Genomic DNA, 16,460 nt, shown 5'->3' with positions numbered 1-16,460 from the left:
GAATGCCCCATGCACTCCGCCAGTGACCCCCGTGTCGCCATCGTCGGCGCCGGCCTCGGCGGCCTCGCCTGCGCCCGCGTGCTGCAGCGCCACGGCCGCTCCGTCACCGTCTTCGAACGTGAGCCCGACGCCGGAGCCCGCCCGCAGGGCGGCTCCCTGGACCTGCACGCCGGCACCGGCCAGCGCGCCCTGCACGCGGCGGGCCTGCTCGACCGGTTCCGCGCGCTGTCCCGTCCCGAGGCCCAGGAGTGGCGCCTGCTCGACCCCGCCACGGCCGCCGTCCTGCCGCAGCAGGGGCCCCCGGACGACCACGGCGAGGAGGACCGGCCGGAGATCGACCGAGGTCAGTTGCGCGGTCTGCTGCTGGAATCGCTCACCGCGGGCAGCGTGCGGTGGGACCGTGCCGTCAGCGGGGTCACCCCGCTCGGGGACGGCACCGCCCGGCTGCGCTTCGGCGACGGCAGCACCGAGGAGTTCGACCTGGTGGTCGGCGCCGACGGCGCCTGGTCGCGGGTCCGCCCGGCCCTCTCGGCGGCCGTGCCCGGCTACACCGGCGTCGTCTTCGTGGAGGCCGGTTTCGACGACTGCGACACCCGCCATGCCGGGCTCGCACGGCTGGTCGGCGCGGGCACCATGGTGGCGCAGGCCGGCGCCAAGGTCCTGTTCGCCCAGCGCAACAGCAACGGCCACCTCCGCCTCTACGCGGGGTTTCGTGCACCGGAGGACTGGCACCTGACGGCGGGCGTCGGGCTCGGCGACACGGCGGCCGTGCGCGCCCACCTGCTGACGCTGTTCGACGGCTGGGACGAGCGCCTGCGCGGATTCCTGCGGGACAACGACGGCGGCTTCGTCCACCGGCCGCTGTTCACGCTGCCCGCCCCGCACACCTGGGAGCACGTCCCCGGCGTCACTCTGCTCGGCGACGCCGCACACCTGATGCCGCCCCTCGGGCTGGGTGCCAACCTCGCCCTGCTCGACGGCGCCGACCTGGCTCACGCCCTGGTCACCGCATCAGGCGTCGACGAAGCCGTCCGGGCCTACGAGAGCGTCATGCTGCCGCGCTCGGGCAAGGCCGCCGAGGACTGCGCCGAGGGGCTCGATCATCTGCTTCCCCCGGCGGGCGCCTGAGCACGCCCCGCGCCGCTGTGCGGCCGGGGCGGGCCCGACGAGGGAGCGGGGTCAGGAACGCGGCCGGCCGGACTCCTCGCCCTGCGCCGCCTTCTTCTCCTTTAGGCGCACGGCTTCCTTGCGGACCTCGGCCTGGGTGGCGCGCTCCTGCTGCAGCCACTCGGGGCTTTCCTGCTTCAGCGCGTCGATCTGCTCGGTGGTGAGGGGCTCGGTGACACCGCCGCGGGCGAGGCCCGAGATGGAGACGCCCAGCTTCGCGGCGACCACGGGCCGGGGGTGCGGGCCGTTGCGCCGCAGGTCCTGCAGCCACTGGGGCGGATCGGCCTGCAGGGTGTTCAGCTCGGTGCGCGAGACGACACCCTCCTGGAACTCGGCGGGGGTGGCCTCGAGGTACACACCCAGCTTCTTCGCCGCGGTCGCGGGCTTCATGGTCTGGGTGGTCTGGTGCGACGTCATGGTGTCCAGGGTATCGATCGTGTGCACGGGCTCCGACCACGACCGGTAACCTGTCCCGGTGACTGGCTCGGATGCATCCTCTTCGTTCCGTCTCGCGTATGTCCCCGGGGTGACGCCCGCGAAGTGGGTGCGGATCTGGAACGAGCGACTGCCGGACGTCCCCCTGCACCTCGTCGCGGTGTCCGCCGCCGAGGCGTGCGGCGTTCTGCGGGACGGCGGCGCCGACGCGGGCTTCGTGCGGCTGCCGGTCGACGGGGCGGACCTCAGCGCGATCCCCCTCTACACCGAGACGTCCGTGGTCGTGGTCCCGAAGGACCACCTGGTGACGGCCGCCGACGAGGTGCTCGCCGAGGAGCTGGCCGACGAGATCGTGCTGCACCCCCTCGACGACACCCTCGACTGGGAGCAGCGGCCGGGACGGCCCGCGATCGAGCGGCCCGCCACGACCGCGGACGCCGTGGAACTGGTGGCGGCGGGCGTGGGCGTCCTCGTCGTCCCGCAGTCCCTGGCCCGTCTGCACCACCGCAGGGACCTCACCTACCGGCCGGTCGCGGACGCCCCCACGTCGCGGGTCGCGCTGTCGTGGCCGCAGGAGGCGACCACCGACCTGGTGGAGGACTTCATCGGGATCGTCCGCGGGCGGACGGTCAACAGCTCACGCGGGCGCCGCCCGGAAGCGGCCGCGGCGGAACCCAAGGGCAAGGGCCAGGACGCGGGCGGCGCACGGCGCAAGCCCGCGGCCGGGAAGCCGGCCCGGAAGCCGGCCGGCAAGAGCCCGCGGAGCGCTTCCGGCGGCGGGCAGGCCGGCAAGGGCGGCCGGCGCGGCAGGCCCCGCCGCCGGTCGTAGCGGCACGGGCCGGGCGGCCGGCCCGTGCGGGCACGGCGGCATCACCGCCCCGGCCGGGGCGGCGGGCCGCCCCGGCCTCAGGCGTGCTGCGGAACCTCGTCCTTCAGTGACGCCCTGATCTGTTCCCGCAGCTCCGGGCCGTCCTCGTGGCCGTGCACGGATACGGCGTGCTCGCTGGCGGCGCGGACCACTTCCTCCTCCTCGCCCGTGATGACGAGGGTGCAGTTCATCTCACTCGGGTAATCCCGGCAGTCGACCTTCTTGCGCATGAGGGCACCTCCTCTCCCCCAGTGTCGGCCGGGGGCGCCGCCGCTCCGTATACGGCGAATCCCGTATGGCGCGCGCGGTGGCCGTCCTGCTGCAGTGGAGGGACGAGGAGGTGAGGGCCGTGACGACCTCCGCCGGTGCCACCCCGGCGTCCGGGCCGGACCAGGACCGGGTGCAGCAGTTCCTGGAGAGGGTGATCGCCGACAGCGGCGCCGCGGTGGCCGGCCTGTGCACCTCGCTCGGCGACCGGCTCGGCCTGTACGCGGCCATGGCCGGCGCCGGCCCGCTCACCTCCGCCCAGCTCGCCGCCCGCACGGGGCTGGTCGAGCGCTACGTCCGCGAGTGGCTGGCCGCCCAGGTCGCCGGCGAGTACCTGCACTACGCGCCCGACACCGACACCTACCTGCTGCCCGACGAGCACGCCGCCGTCCTGGCGGACCCGGATCTGCCGACGTACGCGGCGGGCTTCGCCACCGTGCTGCAGGCGATCTACGCCACCGAGGACATCCTGATGGCCGCCTTTCGCACCGGCGAGGGCGTCGGCTGGGAGGAACACGGCCCGGCGCTGTTCGCCGGCACCGCGAAGTTCTTCCGCCCCGGCTACTCGGCCGCGCTGGTACCGGAGTGGCTGACCGCGCTGGACGGGGTGGTGGAGAAGCTGGAGCGCGGCGCGCGCGTCGCGGACGTGGGATGCGGCTACGGCTACTCCACGACGCTCATGGCCCGGGCCTTCCCCCGGTCGCGCTTCGAGGGCTTCGACTTCCACCGCCCGTCCATCGAGGCGGCCCGCGGCATCGCGGCCGAGCAGGGAGTGGACGACCGGGTCAGCTTCCAGGTCGCCGGCGCCCAGGACTTCCCGGGCGAGGACTTCGACCTGATCACGTTCTTCGACTGCCTGCACGACATCGGCGATCCGGGCGGCGCCCTGCACCACGCCGAACAGGCCCTGGCCGACGGCGGCACCTGCATGGTCGTCGAGCCCAACGCCTCGGCCAACGCCCAGGAGAACACCAACCCGGTCGGCCGGGCGCTGACCGCCGGCTCGGTCGCCGTATGCCTGCCGTCCGCGCTGGCCCAGCACGGTCCGCAGGCACTGGGAAACCACGCGGGTGAGGAGGCGATGCGGCGGATCGCCGACGAGGCCGGACTCCACCACTGGCGTCTCGCCGCGACGAGCCCCGTCAACCGCGTCTATGCCGTCGGGCGTTAGCGCCTGACGCGCCCGGCCGGTCTTCCCCCGGCCGGCCGGGTGGGCCTCGCTTGACTGCCCTGTGCCCCCTCGGCACGCTGGAGGTATGAGCGCGGCCGCGGAGGCCGGCCTGCGACGCATTCTCGCCGTCGTGGACCTCCTGATCGATGCCGTCGACGAGGACACCCTTGTTCCGGCACTGCTGCCGCTGCTGCTCGGCGCCGTTCCCGGCGACAGCATCGTCTGGTCCCCCCGCGCCGGCTCCGCCGACCGGCCGCTCACCCTGCCCGCCGGGCTGCTGACCGAGGACATCCGGGACGCGTTCGCCCGCGAGTCGGCCGACGACTGCCTCGTCACCCACACCACCCTCGGCCCCGGCACCCCGATGCGCCGCTCGACGCTGCAGACCCGCGGCGAGTTCCACGCCCTCGCCGCCTACGCCGACGTCTACCGGCCGCTGGGCGCCGAGCAGCAGCTCGCGATGTCGTTCCCCGCGGGCTACGCCGCCGGGGCACCGCGGACGGTGTGCGTGGCCATCGGCCGGGGCGGCAGCGACTTCTCCGACGACGACGTGGCGGCCGCCGCCCTGCTGCGCACCCGGCTCAGCCGCGTCCTCGCCCGGCTCGCCCCGCCGCCCCCGCCGTCCCCCGTCACCCGCCGCGAGTCCGCGGTACTCGCCCTGCTCGCCCGCGGCCTGACGAACCAGCAGATCGCCCGCCGGCTGGCGATCAGCCCGCGCACCGTCGACAAGCACCTGGAGCACGCCTACGCGAAGCTGCAGGTGGGCGGCCGGGTCGCGGCGGCGAACGCCTGGCTGACCCGGGAGCGGACGGCGGTGCGGCTCGCGCCGTAGGGCCCGCCTCGCGCCCCGCGGGGCACCGCGGGCCCTCCCGCGCTCCCGCCCGCACGCCCCCGCCGATGAGTTTCCGCCGGCCGTGGCGTCTACCCGTTGCACACGGAATCCGGGCGCTGCGGCGCCGCCCGACGGGAGGACCCCTCATGACCACCGACCTCGTACGCACAGCCGACGAGACGCAGATCCGGGAGCTGCTGGAGGACCGGGCGGCCGCGACGACCGCGCGGGACGCCCGGCGGTTCCTCGCCTCCTGCGCGCCGGACCTGGTGGACTTCAACCTCGCTCCGCCGCTGCAGTACCGCGGGCCCCGGGCACGGGACCGGCAGGCCGTCGAGGCCTGGTACGCGACCTGGGAAGGGCCGATCGAGGTGTCGCTGACCCAGGTCGAGGTCACGGTCGGCGGCGATGTCGCCTTCTGCCACAGCATCAACCGGATGCGCGGCACCAAGACCGACGGCTTCGAGGTGGAGCTGTGGAGCCGGGCCACCGTCGGCCTCCGCAAGATCGACGGCAGCTGGCGGATCACGCACACCCACAGCTCGGTGCCGTTCCTGATGGACGGGTCGGGCCGGGCGGCCCTGGACCTCACGCCGTAGGCCACCCGGGCGTCCCGGCAACGCCCCGGCGGCCGCTCAGCGCGGCAGGGCGTGGCGGCGGTAGGTGACCTGGTTGTCGCGGACGCGGGTGACCTCGACCCTGAGATGGCGCTCCGGGCCGAGGGGGAAGTGCGCCGTGCAGCGCACCGCGGCGTACGGCACGGGCCGCAGGTCGCCCGAGCAGCGCACCGCGTCGGGCCCGTTGCGGAAGGGCAGCGCGAGCTGGCCGCTGAGCGTCCTGGCGATCTCGGTGCGCAGCACGGTGTGGGTGCCGCCGTCGAGTTCGCTGGTGGCCTCCTGGGCACGGAGGCGGACGGCGGCGAACGCGAGCACGCCCGCCAGGGCGAGGGCCGTGACGAGGCCGATGACCAGGCCGCGCCGTGGCGGGTCCGCGAGCACCGCCGTCAGCTCCGGGCACCGCGGGGGCGCCGGCGGGCGACGGCTCCCCAGCCGGCCGCCGCGAGCAGCAGCACACCACCCGCGGTCGTGGCCGCCCGGCCGGTGCCGGCCGCGCCGCCGAGGCCGGTGTCCGCACCGCCCTGGGGCACGACCGCGTCGGCACCGTCGGAGACGACCATGGTGCCGGTGAGGGTCCTGGGGCCGTCACCGGATTCCTGCCCGTACGCCGCGCCGCGTCCACTGCCGTCGCGGTCCTCGCTGCCGCCGGCCGCGTCGCCGTTCTCGTCGCCGCCCGACCGGCCGGTCTCCAGGGCGCTCTGCCGGGCTCCGGACGCGCCGCCACAGGTGAGCGTGACCCGGTAGGAGCCGGGTGCGGTGTCCTCCGGCACGGTCGCGGTGCCGCCGAGCCCGCCGCTCTGTGCGGAGAGCTGCACCGCGGGAAGTCCGGCGTCGTCGAAGACGGCCTCCGCGGTGTCACCGGAGCAACGGCCGCCGTCGGAGACCGAGAAGGCGGCGCCCGGTGCCACCGGGTCGGGCCGGACGACCACCGCGGGCGCGGTGTCCGGCGTGCCCGCCTCGGCGGTTTCGGCGGTTTCCGCCACCGTCCCGGTGACGGTCCCGGTGGCGGCGTCGGCGCCCTTGTCGTCGCCGAAGAGCAGGACGGACACCACCAGGGCGCCGGCGGCCAGCGCGTACGGAGGAATGTGGCGTATGTGCATAACCCGAGAGAAGCGCCCGGCTCGGCGGTGCGCACCTCGATGGTGTGCCCCGACGGGGCCGACTTCCGCGGAAGAGACCGGCCCGCCGTCTCTTCCCGCAGGTCACACGGGTGCGTACGCCCCGGACGGCGGAACGGCCGGGATGGGCTTTCCGGGTGGTGCGCCGGGGCGGCCCGGTGGGCGGCGCGCCACTGCGGGCCGCCTCACGCCTCCAGTTGGAGGTCCCACTTGCCGGAGCGGCCGGCGAGGGTGGTCACCGACAGCGGCCGGACGTCTATCCGCCAGTACGAGTGCGGCGGCGCCTGCAGCGCGTAGATCAGGGCGGCGCGGACGACGCCGGGTTCGGCGACCGCCAGCAGCCCGTCGGCGTCCTCGACCGGCCGGGTGTCCAGCCAGCGGCCGATGCGGGTGATGAACGCCAGCAGGGACTCCCCGCCGTGCGGTGCCGAGCGCGGGTCGCCCAGCCAGGTCTCCACCGCGTGCGGCTCCTCGGCGGCCACCTCGCCCAGCGTGCGGCCGTGCCAGCGCCCCATGTCGCAGTCGCGCAGTGCCGGTTGGGCGAGCGGGCGCAGGCCGAGGGCCTCGCCGGTGTCCCGGCAGCGGGCGGACGGCGAGCAGTAGCGCAGTTCGGCGGCCGCGAGCCGGCACAGGACCGGCGCGGCCCGCTCCGCCTCGTGCCATCCCGCGGAGTCGAGCGGGCGGTCGTCGCCGAACCGCGTTCCGAGCAGCGAGGAGCTGCGGCCCGCGGCGAGCAGCTTGAGTCGGACGCTCATCCGGCGATGGTAAGAGCAGCACCGGCCCGTTGACCCCGGTTGATCAGATCTCGACAGGTCCGGGGTCGACGAGCCCGAGGGTCATCCACTGTTCCGGGGAGACCAGGGCGCGGAAGCCGACCTTCTCGTACACGCCGTGGGCGTCCTTGGTGGCGAGCGTCAGCCGGCTCAGGCCGCAGGGCGCCAGGTGGTCGGCGACCGCCTCGACCAGGGCGGTGCCCAGGCCCCGGCCGCGGTCGTCGCGGCCGATGTAGACGTCGCAGAGCCAGGCGAAGGTGGCGTGGTCGGTGACGACCCGGGCATAGCCGGCCTGCCGCCCGGAACCCGCCTCGTACAGGCCGAAGTTGAGCGAGCCCGCGACGGCGCGGTCGTGCTGCTCCCGGGAGCGGCCCACGGCCCAGTAGGAGTCGGCGGCCAGCCAGTGGTGGACCAGGCCGGAGTCCAGGCGCGCCGGGTCGGTGGAGATCTCGTAGCCGTCGAGGGCGTGATCGTTCATGCCGGGAGGTTCGCAGAGCGGCGGGGGCGGCGTCGAACCGGTTCGCCGGGCCGCACCAGGAGGGGCCGGTGCCTCGCCCTGGTCCGGCCGCGGGCGGTCCCCGCCGGGCCCGTCAGTCCGCCGGCACTCCCAGCTCCTCGCACGCCGTGCGCAGCCTGCGGACGCCTTCCGTGAGCTCGGCGGTGCCGGACGCGGCCGCGAAGCTCAGCCGCAGGTGCGCGGCCGGCGGCTCGGCGGCGAAGTACGGCCGGCCGGCCGCGACCGCGACACCCGCCCGCAGCGCCGCCCCGGTCAGCGCCCCCTCGTCGGTGCCGTCCGGCAGGCGCAGCCAGAGGTGGTAGCCGCCCGGCGGGACGTACAGGCCGCCGGGCGCGGCGTCGTGCCCGTACGCCGCCCCGTGCCCCATCCCCCGCTCGACGAGGGCGGGCAGCTGTGCGCGCAGGGCCGCGGTCAGGGCCTTGCGGCGGACGGTCAACTCGGCGGCGATCACCCGCAGATGGCGGCCCCAGGCGGGCGATCCGACGAGTTCGAGGGCGGCCTCCTGGAGCGGGCCGGGCACGAAGAAGCTGTCGACGACCTGGATGGCGCGCAGCCGGTCGAGCACCGGGCCGCGGGCGGCCAGGGCGCCCACCCTCAGATGGGGCGAGGTCGCCTTGGTCAGCGAGCGGACATGGACGACCGTGCCGTCCCGGTCGTCCGCGGCCAGGGTGGGCGGCAGCGCGGGAGCGTCGTCGTGGACCAGCAGCCGTGCGAAGTCGTCCTCGATCACGAAGGCGCCCGCCGCCCGCGCCACGCGCAGCACCTCGCGCCGCCGCTCGGCGGCCAGCACCGCCCCGGTCGGGTTCTGGACCAGCGGCTGGCAGACGAACAGCCGGGCACCGCTGGCGCGGAAGGCGTCGGCGAGCAGGTCCGTCCTGACCCCGTCCGCGTCCACGGGTACGGGCACCGGACGCAGCCCGGAGGCGCGGGCCACGGCCAGCATGCCCGGGTAGGTCGGGGACTCGACGAGCACCGGGGCGCCGGGGGCGGCCAGGGCGCGCAGCGCGGCGGTCAGCGCGCTCTGGCCGCCCCCGGTGATCAGGACGTCGCTGGCGGAGAGCGGGCCGCCGGGCCCGGCGATCTCCCGGGCGAACCAGGCGCGCAGCTCGGGCACGCCCCCGACCGTGGGCCGCGCCCAGGCGCCGGGCCGCCGCCCGGCCCGTGCGAGGGCGGCGGCGAGGGCGCGTTCGGGCTGCAGGTCGGGGTGCAGGTAGCCGCCGACGAGTTCGCTGACGCCGGCGGCGGGGGTGGCGAGCGTGGCCAGCACTCCCGCGGCGTCGACGCTGCGCGGTACCTGGTCGCCGGCCGGCTCCGCGCTCAGCGCGATCTCCTGCCAGGAGGTGTCGGCCGGCCGCGGCGCCTCGCCGGGCGGCTCGGCCCGGAAGGCCCCCGCGCCCGGCCGGGTCACGACCAGGCCCTCCGCCACCAGCTCGGCGAGCGCCCGGGAGACGGTCACCGGGCTGACCCGATGCCGCTCGACGAGGGCACGACTGGACGGCAGCTTCTCTCCTGGAGAGTAGCGCTTCAGCTCTCCGCGCAGGGTCGCGGCGAGCTCTGCCCCACTGCTACGCTCATGCATGAGAGACAACGATAGCGCTACCGCGACGGCCACGATAGCGGTCGGCACCCCGGAGGCCCCGGCCACCGCCGCCCCGGACGCCCCCGCCGCTCCGGCCACCCCGGTCCCGGCCCGCAGCACGCCCCTCACCGGCGGCGCCCTGCTCGCCGCGCTCGGCGTCGCCGCGTTCTCCCTCACGTTCCCCGCCACCGCCTGGGCGCTGGAGGGCATGAGCGCATGGACGGTGGTGATGCTGCGCAGCGTGCTGGCGGCCGTCCTGGCCGGGGGCGCGCTGGCCGTGCTCCGGGTGCGCCTTCCCGAGCGGCGGCACTGGTCCGGCATCGCGGTCGTGGCGGGCGGCGTGGTCCTCGGCTTCCCGCTGCTGACCACCCTCGCGCTGCAGACGTCCACCACCTCGCACGCGGCCGTCGTGGTCGGCCTGCTGCCGCTGACCACCGCCGCCTGCTCGGCCGTACGGACCGGCGCCCGGCCCTCCCGTACCTTCTGGGCCGCCTCGCTGGTCGGCGCCGTCGTCGTCATCGGCTTCGCGGTGCAGCAGAGCGGCGGGGCGCCGGGCCGCGGCGACCTGCTGCTGTTCGCGGCGCTGCTGGTGTGCGCGGCCGGCTACACCGAGGGCGGCCGCCTCGCCCGCCACCTGCCCGGCTGGCAGGTGATCGGCTGGGCGCTGGTGCTGGCGCTTCCGGTGACCGTGACGGGCACGGTGTTCGCGCTGTCCGCGGATCCGCTGCGGCTCACGGCGCACTCGGTCGCCGGGCTGCTGTGGCTGGCGGTCGGCTCGCAGTTCCTCGGGCTGGTCGTCTGGTACCGCGGGATGGCCGCCATCGGCATCTCCAAGGCGAGCCAGCTGCAGCTCGCCCAGCCGCTGCTGACCCTGGTCTGGTCCGTGCTGCTGCTCGGCGAGCACCTGCCGCCGGCCGCCCCCGTCGCGGCGCTGGCGGTCCTGGTGTGCATCGCGGTCACCCAGCGGACCCGATGACCGCGCGGCGAGCCGCCGACCGTCCGTGGTGCCGACGCCGGCACCACGGAACGGGAGGAACCCGTACTTTTCCGGGTGCGGCGGCGGCCCGCGGACGTAAACTTGCCGCGACGGCAGGTACCGCCGTCCGGGCCGCCCAGGTCCGCAGACCGAGCAAATCGTTGGCCGTTCAACCGCCGGCCGCCGCTCAGCCGGCCGCCGGGTCGTACGGCCGCCCCGAGGCGGGGAGGACCCTGATGCATGCAAGCAGGGGCGACCGGCTGGTGGTGCACGGCAGGACCGTCGGGCATCACGACAAGGTCGTCGAAATCGTCGAAGTACTGGGCCCGAACGGCGATCCGCCCTACCGCGTCCGCGCCGAGGACGGTCATGAGGCGATCATGTCTCCCGGCCCCGACTCGGTCGTCAGGCACGGCAAGGTCACCGACGTCGACTCCGGCAGGTAGACCCCGGCACCGGACGGCTCACACCGGCCGGTGCCCGGATCCCGTCGGCGGACCGCCGCCGCGGCGCGTGCGGATCAGCCCGCGCGGGGCCGCCGCTAGGCCCGCGCCGTCCCCGCGTAGTGGTCCCGCACCACCCTCGCCATGGCTCCCGCCCGGTCCTTGGCGACCTCCTTCGCCGAGAAGTAGACATGGCCTCCCACCTGCGGATAGCCGCGGGCGAAGGTGACATGGCGGGAGAGTTCGGCCGGGTCCTTCCAGGCGGCGGGCTGCGCCTCGCCCGCCTTGTAGAGGGCCTCGCCGATGTAGAGGTCCACCCCGGTGCCGTCCACGGTCCGGGCCCACCAGGGCACGAGTTCGGCGTAGTCGGCGGCCGCGAAGCCGAGCGGCCAGTAGACCTGCGGCACGATGTAGTCGAGCCAGCCCTCGCGCACCCAGCGGCGGGTGTCGGCGTACAGGTCGTCGTAGGTCTGCACCCCTGCCTGGGTGCGCGAGCCGTGCTGGTCGGCGGCGCGGTTGCGCCAGACCGCGAACGGGGCGACGCCGAACGGCACCCGGCGCCCGCCCCGCCCGCCCTCGTCGCGGAGCCGGGCCGCCATTTCGTAGACCAGCCGGTCGATGTTGTCCCGGCGCCAGGCCGCCCGGCTCTCGAAGCCGCTGCCGAACTCGTCGAACGCCGCGTCGTCGTCGAACCGCTGCCCGGCGACCGGGTACGGATAGAAGTAGTCGTCGAAGTGCACCCCGTCGACGGGGTAGCGCCGCACCGCGTCGAACATCGCGTCCTGGACGAACTGGCGCACCTCCGGCAGACCGGGGTTGTAGTAGAGCTTGCCTCCGTACGGGAGGACCCAGTCGGGGTGCCGGCGGGCGGGGTGGTCCGGCGTGAGCCGCCCGGGGTCGGTGTGGTTGGCGACCCGGTACGGGTTGAACCAGGCGTGGAGTTCGAGGTTGCGCCGGTGGGCCTCGCGGACCGCGAAGTCGAGGGGGTCCCAGCCGGGGTCGCGGCCCTGCTGCCCGGTCAGGTACGCGGCCCACGGCTCGTACGGGGAGGGCCACAGCGCGTCCGCCGTGGGCCGGACCTGGAAGAACACGGTGTTCAGCTTGCGGGCGACGGCCGTGTCGAAGTGGGCCCTCAGTTCGCGCTGTTGCTCGGCCGGCCGGAGCCGCGCGCTGGAGGGCCAGTCCAGGTTGGCGACGGTGGCCAGCCACATGCCCCGCATCTCGCGCCGCGACGCACGGTCCGCGGGCGCCGCGGCACCCGTGGTGGTGAGCAGCGACGAGGCCGCGCCCAGCGCGGCCACCGCGAACCCTCTGCGTGTGATACGCCTCATCAAAAATCCCCAGGTTGTCCGGTTCGTCCCGTCCTGAGGGCTCAGAATGCCCGCCCCGGCCCCCTTAGCACAGCACCGCGCGGAGTAACGTCGGGCCAAAGGCGGGTGCCGGACCCTTACGGCGTACCGCCGGTCCTGAAGATCAGCGAAAGGCACGATGTGACCGACATCGAACGCGTCGGAGTGGTCGGTTGCGGCCAGATGGGCGCAGGCATCGCCGAGGTGTGCGCCCGCGCCGGGCTGGACGTCATGGTCGCGGAGACCACCGGCGAAGCCCTGGAGCTGGGCCGCACCCGCTTGACCAACTCCCTCGGCAAGGCCGCCGAACGCGGCAAGATCTCTGCCGAGGAACGCGACGCGACGCTCGACCGGCTCAGCTTCACCACCGATCTGGGCGAGTTCGCCGACCGCGATCTCGTCATCGAGGCCGTGGTGGAGAACGAGCAGGTCAAGACGGAGATCTTCCAGGTCCTCGACCAGGTGATCACCCGCCCGGACGCCATCTTGGCGTCCAACACCTCGTCGATCCCGCTGGTGAAGCTGGCGGTCGCCACCTCCCGCCCCGACCAGGTCATCGGGATCCACTTCTTCAACCCGGCCCCGGTGCAGAAGCTCGTCGAGCTGATCCCCGCGCTGACCACCGGCGAGGAGACCATCAAGCGCGCCGAGGCCCTGGTGCAGGGCGTGCTGGACAAGCACGCGATCCGCGCCCAGGACCGCTCGGGCTTCGTCGTCAACGCCCTGCTGATCCCGTACCTGCTCTCCGCGATCCGGATGTTCGAGTCGGGCATCGCCAGCCGCGAGGACATCGACAACGGCATGGAGATGGGCTGCGCCCACCCGATGGGCCCGCTCAAGCTGACCGACCTGATCGGCCTGGACACCGTGGCCTCGGTCGCCGCCTCCATGTACGAGGAGTACAAGGAGCCGCTGTACGCCGCTCCCCCGCTGCTCGCGCGGATGGTCGACGCGGGCCGGCTGGGCCGCAAGTCGGGGTCGGGCTTCTACCCGTACTGAGCCCGGGGCGGCCCGCCCGCCGCTCGGGGGAAAACCGGCGGGCGGACCCCGGGCCGGCGGGCGCCCGTCCGCCGGCGTCGGCCCCCGTGACACCTCCGAGTCAACTCCCGTGCGCACCCGCACGGGAGCGTGTGAACCGCCCCGGTCGGGGTGCGCGGTTCACACCCCGTACGAATCCGCCCTACCGCCACGCTCCGTCACTTCGCACGGGGTGTGAACCGCAGACCCGCATATCCCCGCCGCACACGCTCCCGTCCTTCGCCGCAGGGCAGTTGACTGCTGCCCGTACGGACAACGAAGTCGCTGACTGAAGGAATGAGGAGCGGACCGTGACCGCCCACCCCGAACCCGATCTGGTCACCGCCGACTTAGCGGAGCTGAGGCGTCTCCTGGACGTCCGCACCGCCCGGGTCGACGGCCAACTCGCCCTTCTCGCCCAGCGCTCCGAGCAGCACGCGCGTGACGCGGACGAGGTGCACTCCCGCGTCACACGCCTGGAGCACACCCGCTGGCCACTGCCGTCCCTCGCCGCGCTCACGGGGCTCGCGGCGCTGGCGGTGGCGCTGTGGCAGGTCCTGGGCCGGTGACCGCCGGACGCGGCCACCGGCCGGCTCCGGTCAGCCCAGCCGGAGGTGATGCAGCATCAGCAGTGCGGCGGCCATGTTGGCGGCCGGCACCTCCCCCCGCGCCACCATGTCGGGCACCAGCTTCAACGACACCCACTCCCGCCGGTCGGATTCGAAGCCGTCCTGGGGCAGGCCGGTGTACTCGCCCTCCTCGGACCAGTAGATGTGGTGCCGGGCATCGGTGAGGCCGTTGGAGGGCTCCACCGTGAGGAGGTGGTGGAGGGGGCCCGGGCGCCACCCGGTCTCCTCCTCCATCTCCCGGGCGGCCGCCGCCGCGATGTCCTCGCCGTCCTCGACGACACCGGCGGCCAGCTCCCAGCCCCAGGTGTCGGTGATGAACCGGTGCCGCCACAGCAGCAGCACCTCATTGGCCTCGTTGACCACCGTGGCCACGGCGACGGGCCGCATCCGGATCAGATAGTGGTCCAGGTGCCGGCCGTCGGGCAGTTCCACATCGGCCAGATTGACCCTGAACCAGGGGTTCGCATAGACGGGCTTTTCGCTGAGGTTGTTCCAACGCACGTGACTGCCACCTTCCGCTGTAGGGCCGGCAAGGTGACACGAGCCCGGTCAGGGGCGTGACCCACGCCCTACAGCGGAACGCGCAGCACCTCGTCGATGAGATCGGCAGCCTCGTCCGTCGCGGAGCTCCCGGTCTCCGCCAGATGCTCGCGCACCGCCCGCAGCCGGTCCCGCAGCCGTTGCGACTCCATGCCCCGAGCCTGCTCCGTCATCTGCGCGGCATTGGCCACGGCCTGGTCCGCATCGCCTTGGCGCAGCTCGATATGGGTGAGCATGGCCAGCCGGTGGACCCGGCCGCGGTCGTGTGCGGGGGTGTCGACGGCGGCGTCCGCCTGCTCCCGGGCGGCCCGCAGGTCACCGAGGCTGAGCAGCGCCTCCGCCACCTGGACGTTCACCAGGCCGGGCTGGACATAGCCCGTCTCGGCCGGCTCCAGACCGGGCCGGATGCGCTCCGCGGCCGCCTCCGCGCGCCGGATGCACGACAGCGCGCCCGCGCCGTCGCCGAGCCGGGCGTAGGCCTTGGCCTGCATCGCGTAGAGGTCCGCGGAGAGCGCCGGGGTGATCTGCGGGCCCGCGGCCCGCAGCGCCGCCTCCGCGAAGGCGACCGCCTGGCGGTACTCCCGTACGAAGAGGGACTGGTTGACCAGCAGCGCGATCACATACGCGCCGAGCCCGCGGTCCCCGCTGGCCTTGGCCAGCCGCAGCGCCTGATGGAAGTAGCGCTGGGCCAGCCCGAGAGAGTCCGAGTCGTACGCACAGATGCCGGCGACCGCGACCAGTCCGCCGGTCGCCCGGTGGAGCTGACGCCCCGTCGCATCGCTGTAGCTGCCCCGCAGCAGCGGCGCCGCCTCGGCGTTCAGGAATCCCACGATGCGTGCTCTGGTAGCGATACCACCCGCCTTCCGGTACATCGTCTCGTAGTGCGTCCGCGCGGCGCGCAGCATCTCGATGTCGGCCGTGCCGACCCGGGTGAGCCCGTCGCGCGACACATCGGAGTCCTCGGGAGGGTTCTCCCACTCCCACACGGGGATGACCGCCGAGGTACCGGTGAGCGCCGGGGCGGCGAGGATGTGCGGCCGTTGCTGCTCGTCGGACCGCCACAGCGCGGTGGCCCGCTCCACGAAACCGGAGAGCGGGGTGTCGGCGGCCCGCTGCGTCCCCGGGCCGCTGAGCCCGATGTCGTCGAGCCCGACCGGCCGGTGCAGCCGTTCGCCGAGGATCTCGCAGATGAGGTCGGGGACCTGCCCGCGCGGCCGCTGCCCCTTCAACCACCGGGCCACCGCGGTGTGTTCGTACCGCAGTGCCAGACCGCGGCACCGGCCGAGCCGGTTGATGCGCGCGGCGAGACCGGCGTGCGAGATGCCGGCCTCGTCGAGAATCGCGTCGAGCAGGGTGTTGGGCTCCATGCCGGCCTCCCGGTGAGCCGGGCCCGCCCACGGGCCATCAGCTCATGGCCTTGTCGACTTCACCACGTTGTCAGTCGAGCGTAGTGAAGCGCCCCTCACACGGGGTGTGAAGGGATCCGGCGGCTCAACTCGGCGCGCAGCCCCGCACCATGTACGCGATGACCGCGTCGAGGCCGGACTCGACCTCCTCGGCGGAGAGCACACTGCTCACCGCGAAGCTGGCGAAGCCGTGCAGGGTGGTGAACACCGGCATGCCGATGTCGTCGACGGGCCCCTCGCGCACCTCACCGCTGCGCTGCCCCTCCGCGACCAGCTCCACCGCCATCGCCCCCAGCCGCTGAGCGGCCGTGATCAGCTCCTCGGACGCCGCCGGGTCGTGCTTGACCGTGTACATCAGGTCGAGCAACTCGGCATTGGCGAGGGCGAAGTCCACATAGGCGCGGACGAGCCCGCCGAGCCGGTCGGCAAAGGTCTCGCCCGCCGCCCGGGAGCCGGCCAGCGCCTCGTCCAGCCGCTCGAAGCCGGCCAGCGCCAGCGCGTCGAGGAGCGCCTGCTTGTCCTTGAAGTGCCGGCTCGGCGCGGCATGGCTGACGCCGAGGTCGCGGGCCAGCTCCCGCAGGGACAGTGCGCCCGGCCCCTTCTCGCGGAGCGTCCGCTCGGCGCGGGTGAGCAGCGCGGCGCGCAGGTCTCCGTGGTGGTAACGACGAGTCTGCATGACCGCCATCCTATCCCCCATGTATTCACTGGCTACATTGTTGGCATTGACATCATTGTTGGCGTTGCCTACATTGAAGC

20 protein-coding genes are annotated in these 16,460 nt (G+C 74.3%); 9 read left to right on the top strand and 11 right to left on the bottom strand.

The annotated features are described in order from the left end of the window. The first annotated feature begins 9 nt into the window (after nucleotides 1-9). Nucleotides 10-1,128 (top strand): FAD-dependent oxidoreductase, encoded by a 1,119-nt coding sequence (locus AB0411_RS24705; protein WP_366419468.1) that lies wholly within the window; start codon nucleotides 10-12, stop codon nucleotides 1,126-1,128. Nucleotides 1,129-1,179: 51 nt separating this feature from the next. Here AB0411_RS24705 and AB0411_RS24700 read toward each other — a convergent pair whose 3' ends face one another. After that, nucleotides 1,180-1,584: a DUF5997 family protein gene (locus tag AB0411_RS24700; protein WP_366419467.1), complete on the bottom strand. Its 405-nt coding sequence runs from the start codon at nucleotides 1,582-1,584 to the stop codon at nucleotides 1,180-1,182. A 58-nt stretch (nucleotides 1,585-1,642) separates the two neighbouring features. Between AB0411_RS24700 and AB0411_RS24695 the strand changes: the two genes are divergently transcribed. Next, nucleotides 1,643-2,431, top strand: coding sequence for a LysR substrate-binding domain-containing protein (locus AB0411_RS24695; protein WP_366419466.1), 789 nt, complete (start codon nucleotides 1,643-1,645; stop codon nucleotides 2,429-2,431). 77 nt (nucleotides 2,432-2,508) lie between these two features. Here AB0411_RS24695 and AB0411_RS24690 read toward each other — a convergent pair whose 3' ends face one another. Further along, a complete protein-coding gene (locus AB0411_RS24690) occupies nucleotides 2,509-2,700 on the bottom strand; it encodes a DUF1059 domain-containing protein (protein ID WP_366419465.1) in 192 nt (63 codons plus the stop codon). Between the two features lie 119 nt (nucleotides 2,701-2,819). On the opposite strand from AB0411_RS24690, the gene AB0411_RS24685 reads away from it, so the two are divergent. From AB0411_RS24685 to AB0411_RS24675, 3 genes are all read left to right on the top strand, one after another. Further along, the gene (locus AB0411_RS24685) at nucleotides 2,820-3,908 is read left to right on the top strand and encodes a class I SAM-dependent methyltransferase (protein ID WP_366419464.1); all 1,089 of its coding nucleotides are present in this window, start codon (nucleotides 2,820-2,822) and stop codon (nucleotides 3,906-3,908) included. 85 nt (nucleotides 3,909-3,993) lie between these two features. After that, the gene (locus AB0411_RS24680; RefSeq protein ID WP_366419463.1) at nucleotides 3,994-4,740 is read left to right on the top strand and encodes a helix-turn-helix transcriptional regulator; all 747 of its coding nucleotides are present in this window, start codon (nucleotides 3,994-3,996) and stop codon (nucleotides 4,738-4,740) included. A gap of 146 nt (nucleotides 4,741-4,886) precedes the next feature. Further along, a complete protein-coding gene (locus AB0411_RS24675; protein WP_366419462.1) occupies nucleotides 4,887-5,339 on the top strand; it encodes a YybH family protein in 453 nt (150 codons plus the stop codon). A 36-nt stretch (nucleotides 5,340-5,375) separates the two neighbouring features. Here AB0411_RS24675 and AB0411_RS24670 read toward each other — a convergent pair whose 3' ends face one another. The 5 genes from AB0411_RS24670 to AB0411_RS24650 form a co-directional block, all read right to left on the bottom strand. Continuing rightward, nucleotides 5,376-5,738: a DUF4333 domain-containing protein gene (locus tag AB0411_RS24670; protein ID WP_366419461.1), complete on the bottom strand. Its 363-nt coding sequence runs from the start codon at nucleotides 5,736-5,738 to the stop codon at nucleotides 5,376-5,378. A 5-nt stretch (nucleotides 5,739-5,743) separates the two neighbouring features. After that, on the bottom strand, nucleotides 5,744-6,457 hold the full coding sequence (locus AB0411_RS24665; RefSeq protein ID WP_366419460.1) for a hypothetical protein: 714 nt from the start codon (nucleotides 6,455-6,457) through the stop codon (nucleotides 5,744-5,746). Between the two features lie 203 nt (nucleotides 6,458-6,660). Further along, nucleotides 6,661-7,230 (bottom strand): histidine phosphatase family protein, encoded by a 570-nt coding sequence (locus AB0411_RS24660; protein ID WP_366419459.1) that lies wholly within the window; start codon nucleotides 7,228-7,230, stop codon nucleotides 6,661-6,663. 43 nt (nucleotides 7,231-7,273) lie between these two features. Continuing rightward, on the bottom strand, nucleotides 7,274-7,726 hold the full coding sequence (locus AB0411_RS24655; protein WP_366419458.1) for a GNAT family N-acetyltransferase: 453 nt from the start codon (nucleotides 7,724-7,726) through the stop codon (nucleotides 7,274-7,276). Nucleotides 7,727-7,838: 112 nt separating this feature from the next. After that, nucleotides 7,839-9,344 (bottom strand): PLP-dependent aminotransferase family protein, encoded by a 1,506-nt coding sequence (locus AB0411_RS24650; RefSeq protein WP_366419457.1) that lies wholly within the window; start codon nucleotides 9,342-9,344, stop codon nucleotides 7,839-7,841. On the opposite strand from AB0411_RS24650, the gene AB0411_RS24645 reads away from it, so the two are divergent. Together AB0411_RS24645 and AB0411_RS24640 are read left to right on the top strand one after the other, a co-directional pair. Further along, the gene (locus AB0411_RS24645; protein ID WP_366419456.1) at nucleotides 9,343-10,320 is read left to right on the top strand and encodes a DMT family transporter; all 978 of its coding nucleotides are present in this window, start codon (nucleotides 9,343-9,345) and stop codon (nucleotides 10,318-10,320) included. The genes AB0411_RS24650 and AB0411_RS24645 overlap by 2 nt on opposite strands. 236 nt (nucleotides 10,321-10,556) lie before the next feature. After that, nucleotides 10,557-10,766, top strand: a complete 210-nt coding sequence (locus tag AB0411_RS24640; RefSeq protein ID WP_086719562.1) for a DUF1918 domain-containing protein — start codon at nucleotides 10,557-10,559, stop codon at nucleotides 10,764-10,766. Between the two features lie 95 nt (nucleotides 10,767-10,861). Here AB0411_RS24640 and AB0411_RS24635 read toward each other — a convergent pair whose 3' ends face one another. Continuing rightward, on the bottom strand, nucleotides 10,862-12,094 hold the full coding sequence (locus AB0411_RS24635; protein WP_366419455.1) for a glycoside hydrolase family 10 protein: 1,233 nt from the start codon (nucleotides 12,092-12,094) through the stop codon (nucleotides 10,862-10,864). A 159-nt stretch (nucleotides 12,095-12,253) separates the two neighbouring features. On the opposite strand from AB0411_RS24635, the gene AB0411_RS24630 reads away from it, so the two are divergent. Both AB0411_RS24630 and AB0411_RS24625 read left to right on the top strand, forming a co-directional pair. Further along, nucleotides 12,254-13,111, top strand: coding sequence for a 3-hydroxybutyryl-CoA dehydrogenase (locus AB0411_RS24630; RefSeq protein WP_366419526.1), 858 nt, complete (start codon nucleotides 12,254-12,256; stop codon nucleotides 13,109-13,111). 329 nt (nucleotides 13,112-13,440) lie between these two features. After that, nucleotides 13,441-13,698: a hypothetical protein gene (locus AB0411_RS24625; protein WP_260637951.1), complete on the top strand. Its 258-nt coding sequence runs from the start codon at nucleotides 13,441-13,443 to the stop codon at nucleotides 13,696-13,698. A 30-nt stretch (nucleotides 13,699-13,728) separates the two neighbouring features. Here the strand turns inward: AB0411_RS24625 and AB0411_RS24620 are convergent, their stop codons facing one another. The 3 genes from AB0411_RS24620 to AB0411_RS24610 all read right to left on the bottom strand — a co-directional run bounded on the left by AB0411_RS24620 (nucleotide 13,729) and on the right by AB0411_RS24610 (nucleotide 16,380). Continuing rightward, complete coding sequence (locus AB0411_RS24620; RefSeq protein WP_366419454.1) at nucleotides 13,729-14,259, bottom strand: NUDIX domain-containing protein; 531 nt, start codon at nucleotides 14,257-14,259, stop codon at nucleotides 13,729-13,731. Between the two features lie 68 nt (nucleotides 14,260-14,327). Then, nucleotides 14,328-15,665, bottom strand: a complete 1,338-nt coding sequence (locus AB0411_RS24615) for a transcriptional regulator (RefSeq protein WP_366419453.1) — start codon at nucleotides 15,663-15,665, stop codon at nucleotides 14,328-14,330. 124 nt (nucleotides 15,666-15,789) lie between these two features. Further along, entirely contained in the window at nucleotides 15,790-16,380 is a 591-nt protein-coding gene (locus AB0411_RS24610; protein ID WP_366419452.1) for a TetR/AcrR family transcriptional regulator, read from the bottom strand. Nucleotides 16,381-16,460: the final 80 nt, after the last annotated feature.

The organism is Streptomyces angustmyceticus (assembly GCF_040701845.1).
Lineage (GTDB): Bacteria > Actinomycetota > Actinomycetes > Streptomycetales > Streptomycetaceae > Streptomyces > Streptomyces angustmyceticus_A.
Note: the sequence above shows the minus strand (reverse complement) of the source record. Positions and strands in the feature narration are given on the sequence as shown.